Origin of the sequence: Marinococcus halophilus (assembly GCF_900166605.1) — a bacterium.
GTDB lineage: Bacteria > Bacillota > Bacilli > Bacillales > Marinococcaceae > Marinococcus > Marinococcus halophilus.
Genome location: NZ_FVZD01000006.1, coordinates 379947 through 396109 on the forward strand (window position 1 = coordinate 379947; position 16163 = coordinate 396109).

Annotated in this window: 19 protein-coding genes; 17 read left to right on the forward strand and 2 right to left on the reverse strand. The window is 46.2% G+C overall.

Annotated features, from left to right (window positions below; all coding sequences use genetic code 11):
• The first annotated feature begins 21 nt into the window (after positions 1-21).
• The 5 genes from B5066_RS08005 (at position 22) to B5066_RS08025 (ending at position 3159) form a co-directional block, all read left to right on the forward strand.
• Positions 22-1401: a flagellin N-terminal helical domain-containing protein gene (locus tag B5066_RS08005; protein ID WP_079475421.1), complete on the forward strand. Its 1380-nt coding sequence runs from the start codon at positions 22-24 to the stop codon at positions 1399-1401.
• A 24-nt stretch (positions 1402-1425) separates the two neighbouring features.
• A complete protein-coding gene (locus B5066_RS08010; RefSeq protein WP_483406801.1) occupies positions 1426-1884 on the forward strand; it encodes a DUF8042 domain-containing protein in 459 nt (152 codons plus the stop codon).
• Positions 1885-1968: 84 nt separating this feature from the next.
• On the forward strand, positions 1969-2214 hold the full coding sequence (locus tag B5066_RS08015; protein ID WP_158219164.1) for a putative motility protein: 246 nt from the start codon (positions 1969-1971) through the stop codon (positions 2212-2214).
• Positions 2215-2243: 29 nt separating this feature from the next.
• Entirely contained in the window at positions 2244-2597 is a 354-nt protein-coding gene (locus B5066_RS08020; protein ID WP_079475424.1) for a flagellar protein FlaG, read from the forward strand.
• Between the two features lie 283 nt (positions 2598-2880).
• The gene (locus B5066_RS08025) at positions 2881-3159 is read left to right on the forward strand and encodes a DUF8108 domain-containing protein (RefSeq protein ID WP_198951237.1); all 279 of its coding nucleotides are present in this window, start codon (positions 2881-2883) and stop codon (positions 3157-3159) included.
• A 101-nt stretch (positions 3160-3260) separates the two neighbouring features.
• Here B5066_RS08025 and B5066_RS08030 read toward each other — a convergent pair whose 3' ends face one another.
• Complete coding sequence (locus B5066_RS08030) at positions 3261-3476, reverse strand: hypothetical protein (RefSeq protein ID WP_079475425.1); 216 nt, start codon at positions 3474-3476, stop codon at positions 3261-3263.
• A gap of 102 nt (positions 3477-3578) precedes the next feature.
• Here B5066_RS08030 and B5066_RS08035 point away from each other — a divergent pair, with 102 nt between their 5' ends.
• The 8 genes from B5066_RS08035 (at position 3579) to B5066_RS08070 (ending at position 11228) form a co-directional block, all read left to right on the forward strand.
• Entirely contained in the window at positions 3579-4337 is a 759-nt protein-coding gene (locus tag B5066_RS08035; RefSeq protein ID WP_079475426.1) for an IclR family transcriptional regulator, read from the forward strand.
• 127 nt (positions 4338-4464) lie between these two features.
• Positions 4465-5103: a bifunctional 4-hydroxy-2-oxoglutarate aldolase/2-dehydro-3-deoxy-phosphogluconate aldolase gene (locus B5066_RS08040; RefSeq protein ID WP_079475427.1), complete on the forward strand. Its 639-nt coding sequence runs from the start codon at positions 4465-4467 to the stop codon at positions 5101-5103.
• Positions 5100-6047 carry a 2-dehydro-3-deoxygalactonokinase gene (locus B5066_RS08045; RefSeq protein WP_079475428.1) on the forward strand — a complete coding sequence of 316 codons (948 nt, stop codon included), beginning with the start codon at positions 5100-5102 and terminating at the stop codon, positions 6045-6047. The genes B5066_RS08040 and B5066_RS08045 overlap by 4 nt, the downstream gene beginning before the upstream one ends.
• Positions 6044-7192 carry a galactonate dehydratase gene (gene dgoD, locus B5066_RS08050; protein WP_079475429.1) on the forward strand — a complete coding sequence of 383 codons (1149 nt, stop codon included), beginning with the start codon at positions 6044-6046 and terminating at the stop codon, positions 7190-7192. Before B5066_RS08045 ends, dgoD begins: the two co-directional genes overlap by 4 nt.
• A gap of 133 nt (positions 7193-7325) precedes the next feature.
• Positions 7326-8303, forward strand: a complete 978-nt coding sequence (locus B5066_RS08055) for a tripartite tricarboxylate transporter substrate binding protein (RefSeq protein ID WP_158219163.1) — start codon at positions 7326-7328, stop codon at positions 8301-8303.
• Positions 8304-8314: 11 nt separating this feature from the next.
• Entirely contained in the window at positions 8315-8758 is a 444-nt protein-coding gene (locus B5066_RS08060) for a tripartite tricarboxylate transporter TctB family protein (RefSeq protein WP_079475431.1), read from the forward strand.
• Positions 8759-8775: 17 nt separating this feature from the next.
• Complete coding sequence (locus B5066_RS08065) at positions 8776-10257, forward strand: tripartite tricarboxylate transporter permease (protein WP_079475432.1); 1482 nt, start codon at positions 8776-8778, stop codon at positions 10255-10257.
• A gap of 2 nt (positions 10258-10259) precedes the next feature.
• Positions 10260-11228 (forward strand): 2-hydroxyacid dehydrogenase, encoded by a 969-nt coding sequence (locus B5066_RS08070; RefSeq protein WP_079475433.1) that lies wholly within the window; start codon positions 10260-10262, stop codon positions 11226-11228.
• A 35-nt stretch (positions 11229-11263) separates the two neighbouring features.
• On the opposite strand, the gene B5066_RS08075 is transcribed toward B5066_RS08070, so the two are convergent.
• Entirely contained in the window at positions 11264-11962 is a 699-nt protein-coding gene (locus B5066_RS08075) for an aspartate/glutamate racemase family protein (protein WP_079475434.1), read from the reverse strand.
• A gap of 560 nt (positions 11963-12522) precedes the next feature.
• Here B5066_RS08075 and B5066_RS08080 point away from each other — a divergent pair.
• From B5066_RS08080 to B5066_RS08095, 4 genes are all read left to right on the forward strand, one after another.
• Entirely contained in the window at positions 12523-12786 is a 264-nt protein-coding gene (locus B5066_RS08080; protein WP_079475435.1) for a hypothetical protein, read from the forward strand.
• 155 nt (positions 12787-12941) lie between these two features.
• Positions 12942-13526 (forward strand): class I SAM-dependent methyltransferase, encoded by a 585-nt coding sequence (locus tag B5066_RS08085; protein WP_079475436.1) that lies wholly within the window; start codon positions 12942-12944, stop codon positions 13524-13526.
• A gap of 181 nt (positions 13527-13707) precedes the next feature.
• Positions 13708-14370 carry a DUF4867 family protein gene (locus tag B5066_RS08090; protein ID WP_079475437.1) on the forward strand — a complete coding sequence of 221 codons (663 nt, stop codon included), beginning with the start codon at positions 13708-13710 and terminating at the stop codon, positions 14368-14370.
• Between the two features lie 14 nt (positions 14371-14384).
• A complete protein-coding gene (locus B5066_RS08095) occupies positions 14385-16163 on the forward strand; it encodes a solute:sodium symporter family transporter (RefSeq protein ID WP_079475438.1) in 1779 nt (592 codons plus the stop codon).

Below are 16163 nucleotides of genomic sequence, written 5' to 3' on the forward strand. Positions count from 1 at the left end.
CACTCAGGGAGGAATTTTACGATGATTATCAACCACAACCTCGGTGCCATGAACGCACAGCGTCAAATGAGCACCAACCAGAACAACATGAGCAACTCAATGGAGAAACTTTCTTCCGGTCTTCGTATTAACCGTGCCGGTGATGATGCAGCTGGTCTTGCAATCAGTGAAAAAATGCGTGGGCAGATTCGAGGGCTCGAGCAAGCAGATCGTAACGCTCAGGATGGCGTATCGATGATTCAAACAGCTGAAGGGGCGTTAAACGAAACGCACAGCATTTTACAGCGTATGCGTGAATTGGCCGTTCAATCATCGAACGATACCAACACCAACGACGATCGTAAAGAAATACAAAAAGAAGTAGAACAATTAAAATCAGAAATCAATAGGATATCAGATGACACTGAATTTAACACGCAAAAACTATTGAATGGCAGTCTGGGAGCTGTTGGTTCTTCCAGTGATTCAGCCGTTATTCAAGTCGAAAGTGCTTCGGGCTTGAAAGCTGGCGATTATGATGTTTCGGTTACGACAGAAGCTACTGTGAAAACAGCAGTTGATGGTACTGTAGGATTTGGCGAGGGAGGCACCCCTCCAGATCCTACTGGAAAAGATCTAAGTATTAATGGAGTGAGTATTGATTTCAGTGATTTATCAGCTAGCGCGAGTCAAAGCGATGTCATGAGTAAAATTAATGAGTACACTGACCAAACTGGAGTAATTGCTAGCGCTGGTACTGCCGCTGGTACGATTTCTTTATCTACAGAAGCCTATGGTTCAGACGCAAAACTTAGTCTAGGAGGTAGCGATTCATTAGAATTTGGTGGCGCAGTATCTGGTGGAGCTAATGCTGTGGTCGAAATTACTGATGAAGCTGGTGTGACTGAAGAATTAACTGGTTTGGGTCAAGATGTTTCTTATAGAGGCTCTCAGTTAACGGTTACTGAGGACGGCAATGGAAGCGGGGCAGCAACCATTACTGTAGCAGGTGGTGGAGCGACCTTACAGATTGGATCAAATAAAGATCAGCATATGCTTATCGATATCAATGAGATGAGTACAGCGACACTCGGCGATTCGAATGTTGGATTAGTTAAGGACATCAACCTAGAAAGTCAAACAGGTTCAGACGATGCTATTGCTACATTGGACGCTGCAATAAAAGAAGTCTCAGGTGAACGTTCTAAACTTGGTGCTTTTCAAAATCGTTTGGAGCACACCATCAATAATCTCGGAACATCGGCTGAAAATCTCCAATCTGCGGAATCTCGTATTCGTGACGTTGATATGGCTAAAGAAATGATGAACATGACTAAAAACAACATTCTTTCTCAAGCTTCGCAATCTATGCTTGCCCAAGCTAACCAACAGCCACAATCGGTTCTTCAGTTACTGCAGTAAAACTATTTCATCGTAGGGGTTCTAGTGTTAAGACTAGGACCTCTTTCTTTACATAATTGTATAATTTTCAGGTTTAATAACAAAACTATTTATATAGAAAACAGGGCTTTTATAGGAAAATATTTGAAAATCATGAAACAGAACCTAAATGTTATCGATACGATGGTGGAGGGTCTAGCCCATGTCCAAAAACAGCTTAATGAAAGAAACTACTCAGAAGCGGTTCAGCTTATGGAAGACATGATCATTGGCTTCACTGCAGTGAAGCGTGCAACCCGGGCAGTATTGAAAAATATCGAAAACACTGGGGGCGCGGAAAAGTGTTTCAATCATGTCCACGAGAATTTAAACTTAGTCGTTACTCATTTAGAAAACCACTCCTACACCAGACTGCAGGAAATTTTCCAATTCACCTTAATTCCCAACGTAAAAAAACTGCAGCGTGAGCTGGAACAGCTTTTCCAGCCTTACGTATTATCCTAAACACTACACTCCTGCGAATTTCTGCTAATACTATAAACAACTGAGGCAATCTTACACCACAAGACTATACATCCAGAGGTTCCGGTGCCCCGGGACCTTTTTATACTTTTTTGGAAAGGAGGTGATGGTATCGATGTCGGCAGTGTTTCGATCATAAGCAGTCAACTGCAGGCGCAGCAGCAGGCGAACATATCGCTCATGCGCCAGTCGATGGACACGGCGTCGAAGCAGAGCGCCGAGCTGCTCGATGACATGGCTGGCGGCAACCATGCCGGAACGATGCAGAGCGTGGTTTCCGGTAAAGGCCAGTCGATCGACGTAAAGGGATAGGGATCATCCCAGGAGGAGGTAGGCGGGAGATGGATGTTTCTATTCGATCAGCCGGAGGCAAGGGAGCTTCATCCAAGCGGGAAGCGGGCGTTATAGATGTTTCGAAAGTAACGTCGAACGAATTGGTGGCAGCTGAAACCAATTCTGCGCTTCACGTAACAAAGAAGGAAATGGAAAAATCAGTCGAAACGTTGAGTGCGATGCTTGACCCGCATTTAACACGGCTGAAGTTCAACGTGCACGAAGACACCGACCGGGTGTATGTGCAGGTGATTGACCGAGACACAGAGGAGGTCGTGCGGGAAATTCCGCCCGAGTCGCTTTTGGATTTTAACGCTTCGATCTTTCGCCAGGCCGGGCTGTTGGTAAATGAAAAAGGATAAATGGAATGCGTCTATCTGTAAAGGTAGGCGTTTTCTTTATATAAACTGATTTACTTAGTGAATGTGTAAAAGTTAAAGTAATTGATCTGCACATATATGGTTGAAAGTACTAATATTAGAAGTACCAATGTGACTTAATGAAGCAATCTTTTTTATAAATTTTCATGGTAAAACTCCTACTTTAGTATTGTAATTTCCTGTAATTAAGTTTACTATTAAATAAGAATATAGTCCTAATATATTTGTATATTTTATATTTATAAATTTTTAAGGAGGAGAAATTATGGCTTTAGACAGAATTAGAAGAGTAGAGTCGAAGCGTGAAATGGAAAGCGTAACGGATGATTTTGTAACAATGGGATATGAAGTAATTTCTCGTGGAGAGTCGTCAATCAGAATGCGCCAGCATGGCGGCTGGGGTTCACTGGGCGGCCATTTGATTGTTGGTCTATTAACTGTCTGGTGGTCGTTTGGAATAGGGAATATAGTTTACGCGGTATATAAGCGGTATAGTGGAGAAAAGGTACTTCTTAAATTAGAAGAGCTAGATAAAGAAGCATAGAAGCTAGCCAAAAGTCCTTATTCTTTTAAATTGTTCAGAGTATTTTTAATTAAAATAAGAGGCAAGTCGCCTGCGCCTACCCCTCGGGATAAGCGCTTTTTTTATTCCTCCTCCCGATATTTCCGGAACTTCCGCACGGAACCAACACAAAGAAGCAGGGCAATAGCCGCCGCTACGCTTACCTTGCTTGCCATACTTGAAGGTTCGCCGGCAGAGAGGCTGTCGATACCAACCAGCATCGCAAACATCATGGCAAAATTGCCGATAATACTCGCAACCAGATTCCAATGCTCATCCACAAACACACGGGAATACATACAAATCTCCCTTCCGTACTTTTCCATTTGGCGTGTAGTTTTATACTAACATACAGAAAAAATATGCTACGATGACAGCAGTACCGAAAGGAGGTAGGCTGCATGAATACGAACGGAGTTCAGTCCGTCGACCGAGCCCTCTGGATTATCGATCTGCTCGCCGAAGCGCCGGAAGGGCTTGGCGTGACGGAGCTTTCGAACCGCCTGGACGTTGCCAAAAGCACAGTACACCGGCTGTTGGCTTCACTTCTGCAGAGGGGCTATGTGAAGCAGGGAAACGAACGCGATGTGTATACGCTCGGGTTCACATTCATGGAAATGGGGGAGCGGGTGGCGGAATCCATCGATGTGCGGAAAGCGGCGGGAGAAATCATTCATGATCTCGCGAAAGCCACCGCAAGCACAGTGCACCTCGTGCAGCTCGAAGGATCGCAGGTCGTCTACATCGATAAAGTGGAAACGTATGCGCGGCTGCGGCTGTTTTCGCGTGTCGGGCGCAAAGCACCGCTCTACTGCACCGGGGTAGGTAAAGCACTGCTGGCTTTTCAGCCCCTGCACGTGCAGGAAAAGCTGGTAGATGAGCAGGAGATGGTCCGGCATACTCCGCATACGATTACGTCTAAAGAAGCGATGATGAACGAGCTGGAAAGAATCGCGCAGGAAGGCGTGTCCTACGACCGGGAGGAGCACGAATTAGGCATTCAGTGTGTGGCGGCACCAATTTTTGATTTTCACCGGCGGGCGGTCGCGGCAATTAGTGTCACCATGCCTCATATGAACGCAGAGACAATCGACTGGGAAAAAACCGTACAGCAGGTGCAGCGGGCGGCGACAGCCATATCACGCGAGCTTGGCCATTAAAAGAACGCTTTCAATCTGCCGCGCGGTCTGCTACACTATAAGCGATATATCCCATATGGGGATTTTCTTTTTATTCATAATACGGAACATTGTTCCTTAATAAGGAACAAAAGGAGGCCGCAGGCTGATGAGTATTATTCAGACGATTGAACAGGAAAAAATAGTGCCGATTATCCGAAGCAGTGATAAAACGCAGCTGCAGCAGGTGATTGAATCCTTATACGCAGGCGGAGCACGGGTGCTCGAAGTGACGATGAACACGCCGGGAGCGCTCGCGGCGATTGAGTGGGCGAAGGCGACGCACAGTGATCTGCATATTGGCGCAGGAACGGTACTGGACGCTGAATCTGCGCGTACTGCCATTTTGTCCGGCGCAGAGTTTCTGCTTGCCCCGACGCTTGATGCCAAGACCATTGAAACCGGAAATCGTTATGGCGCGCCGGTCATTCCGGGTGTGCTCACGCCGACCGAAATTCTGCAGGCAACCGAGGCCGGAGCAGAAATGGTGAAAATTTTCCCAATCCGCGCACTCGGAGCCTCGTACTTAAAAGATGTCCAGGGTCCGCTTCCGCATGTGCGCGCAATGGCTGTGGGCGGGGTGTCGCTCGACAACATGCAGGAATACCTGCAGAGTGGCTGGCACGCGGTCGGCGTCGGCAGTCAGGTGGTCGATCCGAAGGCAATGGAACGCGGAGACATGAAGCAGCTCACCCGCAATATGGAACAGGCCCGCGCCATCCTCCGTGAAGGCGGTGGGTACCAATGAACGTCATCGTCATTGATGGGGGGACCACCAATACGCGTCTCCGGGTCGTGGACGCCGAGACGCTGGAGGTCAAAAAGCGCATCTCGCTCGATCAGGGCGTGCGCAACCAGGCGATGGAGCAGGACTTTTCACTGCTCGAGCGGCTGATTGATAATGAGCTAGATACGCTGGCTGCGCAGTTTACGTTCCGTGACGTGATCGGCTACGGCATGCTAACGGCGAACATCGGCATGCGTGAAGTCCCCCACGCGCCGTCGCCGCTTACGATGGAGGAGCTTGCTGCGCAAACGGTGCACGAGCGCTACAACGCCCGGCGCTGGCACTGGATCACGGGCATGAAAAACGGCGATGAGCCGGTTGACGTGATGCGCGGTGAAGAGGTTGAGGCGTTTGGCATGCTGCGCCATACGCCGGCTGAAGGCAGCGGGCTGATTATCCTGCCGGGCTCGCATACGAAATACATCCGGGTCGAAGACGGCTCGCGGTTGCTCAGCTGCACGTCCACCCTGGCCGGCGAAACGCTCTCCGCACTTCGGACATCCACGATTTTATCCGATTCGATCGGGCCGAAGCTCGTGGAAGCGCTCGAACCGGAGGTGCTGATGGAAGGATGGGATCTGGCGGAAACCGAAGGATTCACGCGGGCGGCGTATTACGTGCGTCTGCGCCATCTGTTTGCTGATTACACGGAAAACGCCCGGGCGAATCTTTTGCTCGGTGCGGTATTATATGAGGATATGAAAGCATTTGAACACGCCGCGGACGGCGCCGGCTGGCTGTATCTCGGCGGGCATGGTGCAATGCAGGAGGCGTACCGGCATGTGCTCGAGCAGAAGCAGGGGCGCCCGGTCCACGTCTTTACGAAACACGATCTTGAAAAAGCGTCGCTGCAGGGAGCCCTGCAGCTGGCCAATCTGGAACAAACGAAAGGGGAATCCCGATGAAAATCCGATCCTACGAACTATTTCAGGTGCCACCGCGGTGGCTGTTTCTAAAAATTACGACGGATGAAGGCCTGGAAGGCTGGGGCGAGCCGATCGTGGAAGGGCGCGCTGCTTCGGTCAAGGCGGCTGTCGATGAGCTGATGGAATACATGATCGGGGAAGATCCGATGCGGATCGAAGACCACTGGAACAAGCTGTACCGCTCCGGTTTTTACCGCGGCGGGCCAATTCACATGAGTGCGCTCGCCGGCATCGACCAGGCGCTCTGGGATATTAAGGGCAAGTACTACAATGCGCCGATTTATGACCTGATGGGCGGCGCCTGCCGCGACAACATCAACATTTATTCCTGGATCGGCGGTGACCGTCCGAGCGACGTCGGCGCAGCGGCGAAGGAAACCGTAGATTCCGGCTTCCGGGCAATTAAAATGAACGGCACGGAGGAAATGCAGTACATTGATTCGTTCGATAAAGTCGAAGAAGCGGTGGCGCGCGTAGCGGCTGTACGGGAAGCCGTGGGCACAGGCGTTGGCATCGGCATCGATTTTCACGGGCGGGTGCACCGGCCGATGGCGAAGGTGATTGCCAAAGAGCTTGAGCCGTACCATCCGATGTTTATCGAAGAGCCGGTGCTGACCGAAAACATAGAGGCGCTGCAGGAGCTGCGCCAGCATACGCACATCCCGATTGCGACCGGAGAGCGTATGTATTCGCGCTGGGAGTTTAAGCATATTCTCGCGAACGGCTGGGTCGATATTATTCAGCCGGACCTCTCACACGCCGGCGGCATCACCGAAGGAAAAAAAATCGCGACGCTGGCAGAAGCATATGACGTGGCCCTGGCGCCGCACTGCCCGCTCGGCCCGATTGCGCTGGCAGCCTGCCTGCAGGTGGACGCAACAAGCCACAATGCCTTCATTCAGGAGCAGAGCCTCGGCATTCACTACAACCAGAGCAACGACCTGCTTGACTACATTGAAGATAAAAGCGTGTTTGCCTATGAAGACGGCGCGGTGAAAATGCCGCAGGGGCCGGGCCTTGGCATTACGATCAACGAAGATTACGTGCGCGAGCGAGCGAAGGAAAGCCACAATTGGAAAAATCCAGTGTGGCGGCATAAAGACGGAACGATTGCCGAATGGTAAGCTAACATTTCTTCTTAGTTTAAACAGGAATAATCAGTGAGTCACGGCCATGGAGGAAAATGAAGCGTTCATCTTTTCTCCATGGTCCCTATCATTCGCATAAATGATAGCGCTATCAAAAAGGAGGATAAAAATGAAAGGAATTTCCCTGCTGTTTTTTAGTTTATTACTGCTCCTTTCAAGCTGTAGTAATCAAAATGCTGATTCTTCAGGCTCCGACTTTTCTGGCGGTCCGTTAACATTTATTGTACCTACAGCTGCAGGTGGAGGCACAGATATCGTCACGAGGTCTTTAGGCTCCATGATGGAAGAAGAAATGGACCGTGGAATCGGTGTGGAAAACATTCCCGGCGGAAGCAATGCCATAGGCATGATTGAAGGGGCGAATGCCGATCCTAACGGTAAAACAGTAACAATGGTAGTAGCAGAACTTGCTATGCTGAACGATTTGGGGCTGGCTGATATCAGCCCGGATGATTATAAACCAGTAGCAATGGTTAATTTGGACCCTGCAGCTATTACGGTTCCTGCTGATGCCCCTTATGATACGCTGGAAGAATTTATAGCCTATGCAAAAGAACATCCTGATGAAATAAAAATTGGAAATTCCGGTACTGGCTCGATATGGCATATTGCGTCTGAAGCGATGGGCTCTGAAACAAATACCAGCTACACGAATGTTCCTTATGAAGGCGCGGGGCCGGCTGTAACGGCACTTGCCGGTGGGCATGTGGACGCAGTGACGGTTAGTGCTGCTGAAGTGTTGCCGCAGGTAGAATCTGGAGAGTTTAAAACATTGGCTGTGATGTCAGAGGAACGTGTGGAAGCGATGCCCGATGTGCCTACGTTTGAAGAAGAAGGATATGACCTTGGCACAGTAGGAACATGGCGGGGCCTTTGTGTACCCGTTGATACTCCTGAACAGACAGTGGATAAGCTGGAAAAATCGATATTAGAGACTGCGGACTCAAAAGAATTCGAAGAATTCATGAACGACGGGGGCTATGGACTTGAAATCAAGGATTCTGAAGAGTTTCAGGCATTTTTAAATGAGCAGTCGGAATTTTTTGATGAAATGCTGACAGAACTGGATATGAAACAAGAACAATAGGGAGGTTCTTTATGGCTAGAGCAGACCGGCTCATAAGTATTGTTGCAATTGCTTTGGCATTGGCGCTACTTGCTGTTACATTTAGTTTTCCATCGCCTGATATCGTTCGTACAAGTCCGGGATTTTTACCGAGGATATATATCGGTTTATTTATCATTTTTGCAGTGGTTTTATTCATGCAGGCGCGGAGCAGAAATAAAGAAGCAGACTCAAAAGTGACCTTTGATCGTTTTTCCTTTGTTTTAATGATAGTTTTCGGGATTTATTTACTTAGCATGATAGTGCTCGGATTTTACCTCAGCACGTTGTTATTGATTGCGGTACTGCTGTGGTTAAGTCGGGTTCGGGCGTGGTGGGTCATAGCCTCAATGCCGTTAATTGTTCTTTTATTTGTGTATATCGTTTTTTCGGAGTTATTAAATGTGAATCTGCCGCTTGGCTTACTATTTTCTTGAAAGGATAGGTGAAAAAGATGGAAACTCTTACATATGTATTTCAATTTGAAACTATCCTTTTACTTATTCTGGGCCTCCTTATTGGCTTGTTTATTGGAGCGCTTCCCGGGCTTTCTTCAGTAATGGGGGTAGCTTTAATGCTTCCAATTACATTTGGGATGGAGCCAATTAATGGCATTCTGCTGCTGATTGGAGTATATTTTGGGTCTATTTACGGAGGTTCGCTGACCGCAATTTTAATAAATACACCAGGAACCCCTGCTTCGGCTGCCAGTGTCATTGATGGGTATTCGCTGACAAAAAAGGGGCTGGCTTATAAAGCGTTACAAGTATCGACGGTATCTTCTGCTATCGGCGGGGTGGTGGGGGTTATACTTTTAATTTTAGTAGCTCCCCAGTTAGCTGAATTTGCTCTTCGTTTCAGTGCTCCTGAAACGTTTGCTTTAGCTTTGTTTGGATTGTCAGTCATTTCTACATTAACTGCCGGTTCATATGCAAAAGGGATGATGTCCGGGTTGGCAGGGCTGATTATCGCAACGGTAGGATTGGACCCCATCAGCGGCGTAACCCGCTTTACTTTCGGAAACGTTCAGCTGTTGGGGGGCGTGAGCTTCATTGCAGCAATGATTGGTTTGTTCGCAACCTCTGAAGCGTTTCGTATGGTGGAAGATAAGATAAGAAATACGGACAGTAGCCAAACAATTAATAAAGTGAAATTAAAATGGTCTGAATTTCGTGCTGTTTTCTTAACGATACTGGGTTCTTCGGGAATAGGAACTTTCATTGGCATGATTCCCGGGGCAGGGGCTGATATCGCCTCTTTTGTGGCCTACAACGAAGCAAAAAGGTTTTCTAAAAATAAAAAAGAATTCGGTAACGGTTCTCTTCGGGGCCTTGCAGCACCAGAAGCAGCTAATACAGGTTTGACCGGGGGAGCGATGGTGCCCTTACTGACTCTCGGCATTCCGGGAGATGCGGTGACAGCGGTATTGTTAGGAGCGTTGACTGTCCAGGGGCTGCAGCCAGGGCCTCAGCTGTTCGTTTCCGACGGAAGTCTTGTCTATGCATTATTTATAGGAATGCTTTTAGCTAATTTATTTATTTTAATTATTGGTTTTTCAGGCATTCGCTTTTTTACAAAGATATTGAAAGTGCCGGGGCACTTTCTAATGCCCGTTATTTTGGTATTAAGTGTAGTAGGCGCTTATGCACTGAATAACAACTACTTTGATGTTATCGTTATGTTCGCAGCCGGGATTGGCGGTTATTTTATGAAGAAATTCAATTTCCCGGTGGCCCCATTAATCCTGGGCCTGATTTTAGGCCCGCTCCTTGAAAGTAATTTACGACGCTCGATTATTTTAGCGCAGGGAGATATGACAATTTTTCTGACAAGGCCAATAACAGTAGTGCTGTTGGCACTTGCGGTTCTCACTTTACTTTCTCCGTTATGGAATATTCGAAAAAAATGGAAACCAGATGTTAAAGGGGAAATATAATAATGAAGCCTTATGTATATATTGGAAGACAAATCACAAACGAAGCCGAAACATTTATTTCAGAGCACTGCGATTACAACATCTGGAGAGAGGCTGCGAAAATACCGAGGGAAACGCTAAAGGCTGAACTAAAAGAGGCGGACGGGGCAATTATCCCGAAGGTGCCCGTAAATCAAGAATTGCTCGAGAATGCTGAAAACTTAAAAGTAATAAGCAACGTAGCGGTAGGGTACGATAATTTTGACATCGAGGCATTAAAAGAAGCAGGAGTGATAGGAACACACACCCCCTATGTGCTGGATGAAACGGTAGCAGATCTCGTTTTCAATTTAATCTTATCCGGGGCCAGAAGAACTGCGGAATTACAACAGTTTACCCGTAAAGGTAAATGGAATAAGATGGACGATCCCTACTTCTTAAGTAAGGATGTCCACCATAGCAAGCTAGGCGTTATAGGCATGGGAAGAATTGGAGAAAAAATCTGCCGAAGAGCGAATTTAGGTTTTGAAATGGAAGTAATGTATTATAATCGCAGTCGGAACCAAAAAGTAGAAGAAGAATACGAAGCGAGAAAAGTAAGCCTCGACACTCTTCTTGAGCAATCAGATATTATTGTCATCATGCTTCCGCTAAATGAAAAAACACGTCATTTTATTGGAGAACAGGAAATTCAAAAAATGAACGAAAACACCTTATTAGTAAACGCTTCAAGAGGACCAATTATAGATGAAGAGGCATTGATTAAAGCGTTGGAAAACAAGGATATTTATGGGGCAGCTCTGGACGTATTTGAAAACGAACCGCTGGCTTCAGACAACCCTTTGTTACAATTATCTAATGCTACAATCACGCCTCATGTGGGCTCTGCTACTAAGCAGACAAGAGATGCTATGGATCTAAGAGCGGCAAAAAACCTTGTCAATGGAGTATTGGGAAGCGGCCCTGTCGACATCATCAAAGAATTGCGATAGGTTTATTAAGATGGTCAACGTGTGAATCAAAAAGTTTAATAATAAGATTTTAAAGCCTCATTCACGGCTTCAAGCGCATGGACTCGGGTCGTATCGATCACCGAAAGTTCAGTGTCCTCCGAAGTGACCAGCATGCCAAGCTCTGTGCAGCCTAAAATAATACCTTCGGCTCCGGCTTGTTTGAGCTGTTCCATGACCCGGAGCATATAGCTTTTGGATTCCGGCCGGACCGTCCCGTGGCAGAGCTCCTCAAAGATAATGCGGTTGATCTCTGCGCGTGGTTCCGGGTCAGGCACCGTCACCTCCAGGCCGCCTGAACGGAGCCCGTCAGTATAAAACGTTTCCTCCATCGTATATTTGGTGCCGAGCAGGCCGGCACGTGAAAGCTTTTGCCGGCGGATCTCCCGGACAGCTGCTTCAGCAATGGGCAGCACCGGGATATTTACGCAGCCTTCGATCGTTCCGATGACCTTGTGCATCGTGTTCGTGCAGAGCACGATAAAATCTGCGCCGCCGCGCTCAAGAGCCGCGGCCGCCTCTCCTAGCCGTTCTCCTGCTTCTTCCCAGCTGCCTGTGGCCTGCATCTGTTCAATTTCTTCAAAGTCAACGCTGTACATGAGGCACCGGGCCGAATGCAGTCGCCCGAGCCGTCGGTTTACCTCTTCATTAATCAGCTGGTAGTACAGCGCGGACGACTCCCAGCTCATGCCTCCGAGCAGCCCGATCATCTGCATGCTTTCCGTCTCCTTTCTGTCTAGTTGCTCACATCTGGTGTTATATGCTTATATTACCATTTTTATCATACTTCATTGGCATGACATAATAACTGTGTTATGTTTAAAATACTAGAAAATAGTTTTAGCATGAATTTGGTAACTGCATTTTAAGCTCAGGGTGGTTAACATTCTGGACAAAAGCGCCAGTTAATGTACTGCCAGTAAAGTGGCGTTAGTAGATGTATGAATGACGATATACGATAAAATAAGGCATGAAAAGCTAGCACCTGCATGTTTGCGGCCGGAGCTTTGGTTCGTCATTAAAACACTTTTTAAATAATATCGAGCAGAAATATTCAGACAGTCAGCGCTGATGCAGAAGCTGCAGAAGTCTATATTTCTGTGGTTTTTTGTATTTGTACGGATACAACGATACGAGGCCATACACCGATGCACGAAATAATACGCGGCAAGTAGCTGAAAAGAAAATGCTTTTCGGCGCAGCCAGTACTAAGAAAGCTTCTTAGTGCTGGCTTTTTATTTTCCGCTCCATATTTTACAGAAAAGAGGCTGAAACAATGAACTCTCCCGCATTTGTTTACTGCTACAGCTCGAAGGAACGCGAAGTAATTGTCGGCCGGCGTGAGGACATGAACACAGAAGGGTGGAAACAACGGGGATACACGGTTGTGGAATGCGGTGATACAGAAAAATTATACGAGAGCGTAAAAAGATTTAAAGCGAACGAATGGATTGTCACCATTATGTCGGACCCCTCGCTGTTCGAAAAGTTTTTGCATGAATCCTCTGATAGTAAAGCAGGCAAACAAAAAAACAGGTAATGCCCTTATAGAGACGCAGAGGAGCTGTCCCATTCAGTGGGCGGCTCTTTATGATGAGCAGGAATATGGACATGCGAAGCAGCCAGTGCTATATTTAATTAAAGATAATAAGAGTCTTTAATATCTTTGTTGTCTTCACAGAAAGGGGCAGAACGATGACACACTACCATCACCAATCATCCTCTGATAAAAAGGCATATTTGGAAGGAAAAGAAAGACGGGAGGCGCTCCCGCCGGAAGCAGTGCTTGACCTTGTTACATTTGGCGATTCCGGCCGTGTGCTGGACTTAGGGGCCGGGACTGGATATTTAACTCTCCCTGCTGCAGAAAGAACAGAAGGAAGGGTTTATGCGCTGGACCGCGACCGGGAAATGCTCGAACTCATTGAAGCGAGGGCAGCCCAGGATTCACTCACCAACATACAGACCATAGAGGGAGAGATGAACCAGCTGCCGTTCGCTGAGGCTTCAGTCGAAGTGGTCCTGGCTTCGCTCGTGCTTCATGAAGCGCCTTCTCTTGCACCGGTGCTGGAGGAAGTGCAGCGGGTGCTCGTGCCGGGCGGCAGCCTGGTAATTGTTGAGCTGGAGAATAACTCATCCCATGCACACAACGCTCCCCGCGTTTCCCCGGAACAGATGGAGGAGGCAGTCAGCCGCGTTGGGTTGCACGTAACTGGTCACTCATTTCCGGCATCCGGGTTTTACACTACTACAGCTATTAAGAATCAAATTGATTACTAGTATATACAGTGATTCATAAAAGAAAGAGAAATTCAGCCAGCAAGCTGAATTTCTCTTTCTTTCGTTTTAGATGAAATTAAAAAATTCAAAAAACATGTTGAAAGCGCTTAAAAAAAATGTATAATAGAAGAAAACATTATGATCAATTAATAAAGGTAATGACCTTTAGGGGAGGAATTAAATGATTGAACAATTAAAAAGAAAAAATCCTGGTATAAAAATAATGGAAGTAGAGGATAGAGCCTTTAATAAATTCGGAAAAATACTTAAGAATTTTCCGGTAAACGATCTTCCAAACAGCTTTATAAAAGATGAAATACCAGAAAACGCTACAATTTACTTGCCCTCTATTGATGAGTGGGAAAATACTGAATTTAAACAAGAAATCGAAAAAAAGTTTTTCGGGGAACTACCGGTGCAACTAGGGTTATGCAAAGGTCATAATCAATACTTAAATGGATTTGAATTTCATAAAACCTCTGAAGTCATCGTCACAGCTACCCCTTTGGTATTATTCATCCAAACGCTGCAGGAAGTAGATTTGCAACAAGAAGTTGCAGCTGAAAATACGGTGGCAGTGTTTATACCCGCGTTTAAAGCTGTTGAAATTTATTCTACTACGCTTCATTTAGCTCCCTGTAAAGTAATCGAAGACGGTTTTAATAGTATGATTATTTTACCTAAAGGCACAAATGAAGAGTTAGAGTATGAAAGCAGGGAGGCTGATGAATTTCTTTTCAAAAAGAACAAGTGGGCGATAGCCCATCGTGATCATCAAAAATTTGTGGACCAAAACGTGCCGGTAAAGCTGGTGGGAGAAAATTTGAAATTAAATTATAGATAAAGGGAGGAAATCAAATGATTTTAACAATTGCCAGCTGTATTTTCTTTATGGCTCTAGTGGCCTGGATTTCTTATAGAAAAACCAGAAATCAAGTTTCTAACTCCGATGGTTATTTTCTGGCTGGACGTGGCCTGACAGGCGGTTTCATAGCAGGTTCCCTGTTATTGACGAACCTCTCGGCAGAACAGCTGATTGGATTAAACGGCCAAGCATATAGTGCGAATCTTTCCAACATGGCGTGGGAAGTAACGGCAGCCTTCGCGGTTATCATTTTGGCACTATTTTTATTGCCTAAATATTTGGGGGGAGCATTTACAACTTTACCGCAGTTTTTGCGCTCCAGGTTTGATAGCGGTGTTCAAACATATGTAGTTATGCTATTTATGCTTGGTTACGCTTTTGTTACGATTCCAAGTGTTCTGTACTCCGGAGGCCTGGCAGTGCTTCAATTATTTGAGGTTCCAGAATTACTCGGGATTTCCTTAGAACAAGGCCTTTGGCTGGTAGTCTGGACTATTGGAATTATCGGCGCCTGTTATGCCATTTTTGGTGGTTTGCGCGCAGTAGCAATCTCCGATACACTGAATGGCATCGGACTTATCATTGTAGGACTGCTGATACCGGTTTTAGGATTCATTGCTCTCGGAAATGGAAACATGCTTGAAGGCATGCGCACTATCACTTTAGAAAGCCCGGAAAAACTAAATGCGATAGGTTCCTCCGATGATGCTGTGCCAGTCGGAACTATTTTCACAGGCATGATTTTCATGAACCTGTTTTACTGGGGGACAAATCAATATGTAATTCAGCGTACATTAGGGGCAAAAAGCCTTGCTGAAGGACAAAAAGGTGCTTTGTTCACCGGTTTTTATAAGCTGCTGGTTCCGTTAATGATGATGATTCCAGGTATTATTGCGTTCCACCTTTACGGGGAACAGCTAAATCCCATCGACTTAGCATATCCGACGCTAATTGCAAACGTAATGCCCACTTTCTTAAATGGTTTTTTCTTAGCTGTTTTGCTGGGGGCTGTATTTTCAAGCTTTAACTCCTTATTAAACAGTGCTTCAACTATGTTTGCCTACGATATCTATAAAGCATGGATCAACAAAAACGCTACTGATACACAAATGATTCGTATCAGCAAATGGTTCGGTACTTTTTTGGCTATGGTCACCTTTTTCATTGCCCCATTACTACTGCGCGCGCCAGACGGTTTGTGGAACCTGATTAGAGAATTTACCGGGTTTTTTAACATTCCTATTATTGCCATTGTCCTCGTCGGCATTCTAACGAAACGTGTGCCTCCATTAGGGCCAAAGATTGCCATTATTTTTCACGTAGTAACCTACTACTTTTTATTGTACGGGGTCAATCAGTTCTTTGGTTATAATATTGAAATTAACTTTATTTACATCTCATTTGTATTATTCTTGATTGAAGTAGGCATCATGTTAAGTGCCGGGAAATTCAAACCGCTGCCAGAAGATTTTGAATTTCACGCTGATCCAAAAGTTAATATGACCCCCTGGAAATACGCTCTGCCAGTAACTACAGTGTTGCTTAGCGCAGTAGCCTTCACTTATTTAGTATTTTCTCCGTGGGGTGTTGCTTATACAGAAGGCATCGTGTCCTCTATGTTTTTGCCGATGTTTTTAATTCTTTTTGTTGTAACCGTTATCATATATATTGTTTCATTGAAATCGTGGAACAAAAAATATGAAGAAGCAATTCAAATTCAGCATGATAAAGCTGTTGAAAAAACAAACGACAAACCCGTAACAAAACTGTAA

What these genes read in the sequence shown, in the direction of transcription:
- B5066_RS08025 (WP_198951237.1), top strand. Translation starts at nt 2,881, where the DNA reads ATGGCTTTAGACAGAATTAGAAGAGTAGAGTCGAAGCGTGAAATGGAA.
- B5066_RS08040 (WP_079475427.1), top strand. Translation starts at nt 4,465, where the DNA reads ATGAGTATTATTCAGACGATTGAACAGGAAAAAATAGTGCCGATTATC.
- B5066_RS08020 (WP_079475424.1), top strand. Translation starts at nt 2,244, where the DNA reads ATGGATGTTTCTATTCGATCAGCCGGAGGCAAGGGAGCTTCATCCAAG.
- B5066_RS08080 (WP_079475435.1), top strand. Translation starts at nt 12,523, where the DNA reads ATGAACTCTCCCGCATTTGTTTACTGCTACAGCTCGAAGGAACGCGAA.
- B5066_RS08005 (WP_079475421.1), top strand. Translation starts at nt 22, where the DNA reads ATGATTATCAACCACAACCTCGGTGCCATGAACGCACAGCGTCAAATG.
- B5066_RS08055 (WP_158219163.1), top strand. Translation starts at nt 7,326, where the DNA reads ATGAAAGGAATTTCCCTGCTGTTTTTTAGTTTATTACTGCTCCTTTCA.
- B5066_RS08070 (WP_079475433.1), top strand. Translation starts at nt 10,260, where the DNA reads ATGAAGCCTTATGTATATATTGGAAGACAAATCACAAACGAAGCCGAA.
- B5066_RS08060 (WP_079475431.1), top strand. Translation starts at nt 8,315, where the DNA reads ATGGCTAGAGCAGACCGGCTCATAAGTATTGTTGCAATTGCTTTGGCA.
- B5066_RS08065 (WP_079475432.1), top strand. Translation starts at nt 8,776, where the DNA reads ATGGAAACTCTTACATATGTATTTCAATTTGAAACTATCCTTTTACTT.
- B5066_RS08090 (WP_079475437.1), top strand. Translation starts at nt 13,708, where the DNA reads ATGATTGAACAATTAAAAAGAAAAAATCCTGGTATAAAAATAATGGAA.
- B5066_RS08035 (WP_079475426.1), top strand. Translation starts at nt 3,579, where the DNA reads ATGAATACGAACGGAGTTCAGTCCGTCGACCGAGCCCTCTGGATTATC.
- dgoD (WP_079475429.1), top strand. Translation starts at nt 6,044, where the DNA reads ATGAAAATCCGATCCTACGAACTATTTCAGGTGCCACCGCGGTGGCTG.
- B5066_RS08030 (WP_079475425.1), bottom strand. Translation starts at nt 3,476, where the DNA reads ATGTATTCCCGTGTGTTTGTGGATGAGCATTGGAATCTGGTTGCGAGT.
- B5066_RS08075 (WP_079475434.1), bottom strand. Translation starts at nt 11,962, where the DNA reads ATGCAGATGATCGGGCTGCTCGGAGGCATGAGCTGGGAGTCGTCCGCG.
- B5066_RS08045 (WP_079475428.1), top strand. Translation starts at nt 5,100, where the DNA reads ATGAACGTCATCGTCATTGATGGGGGGACCACCAATACGCGTCTCCGG.
- B5066_RS08085 (WP_079475436.1), top strand. Translation starts at nt 12,942, where the DNA reads ATGACACACTACCATCACCAATCATCCTCTGATAAAAAGGCATATTTG.
- B5066_RS08095 (WP_079475438.1), top strand. Translation starts at nt 14,385, where the DNA reads ATGATTTTAACAATTGCCAGCTGTATTTTCTTTATGGCTCTAGTGGCC.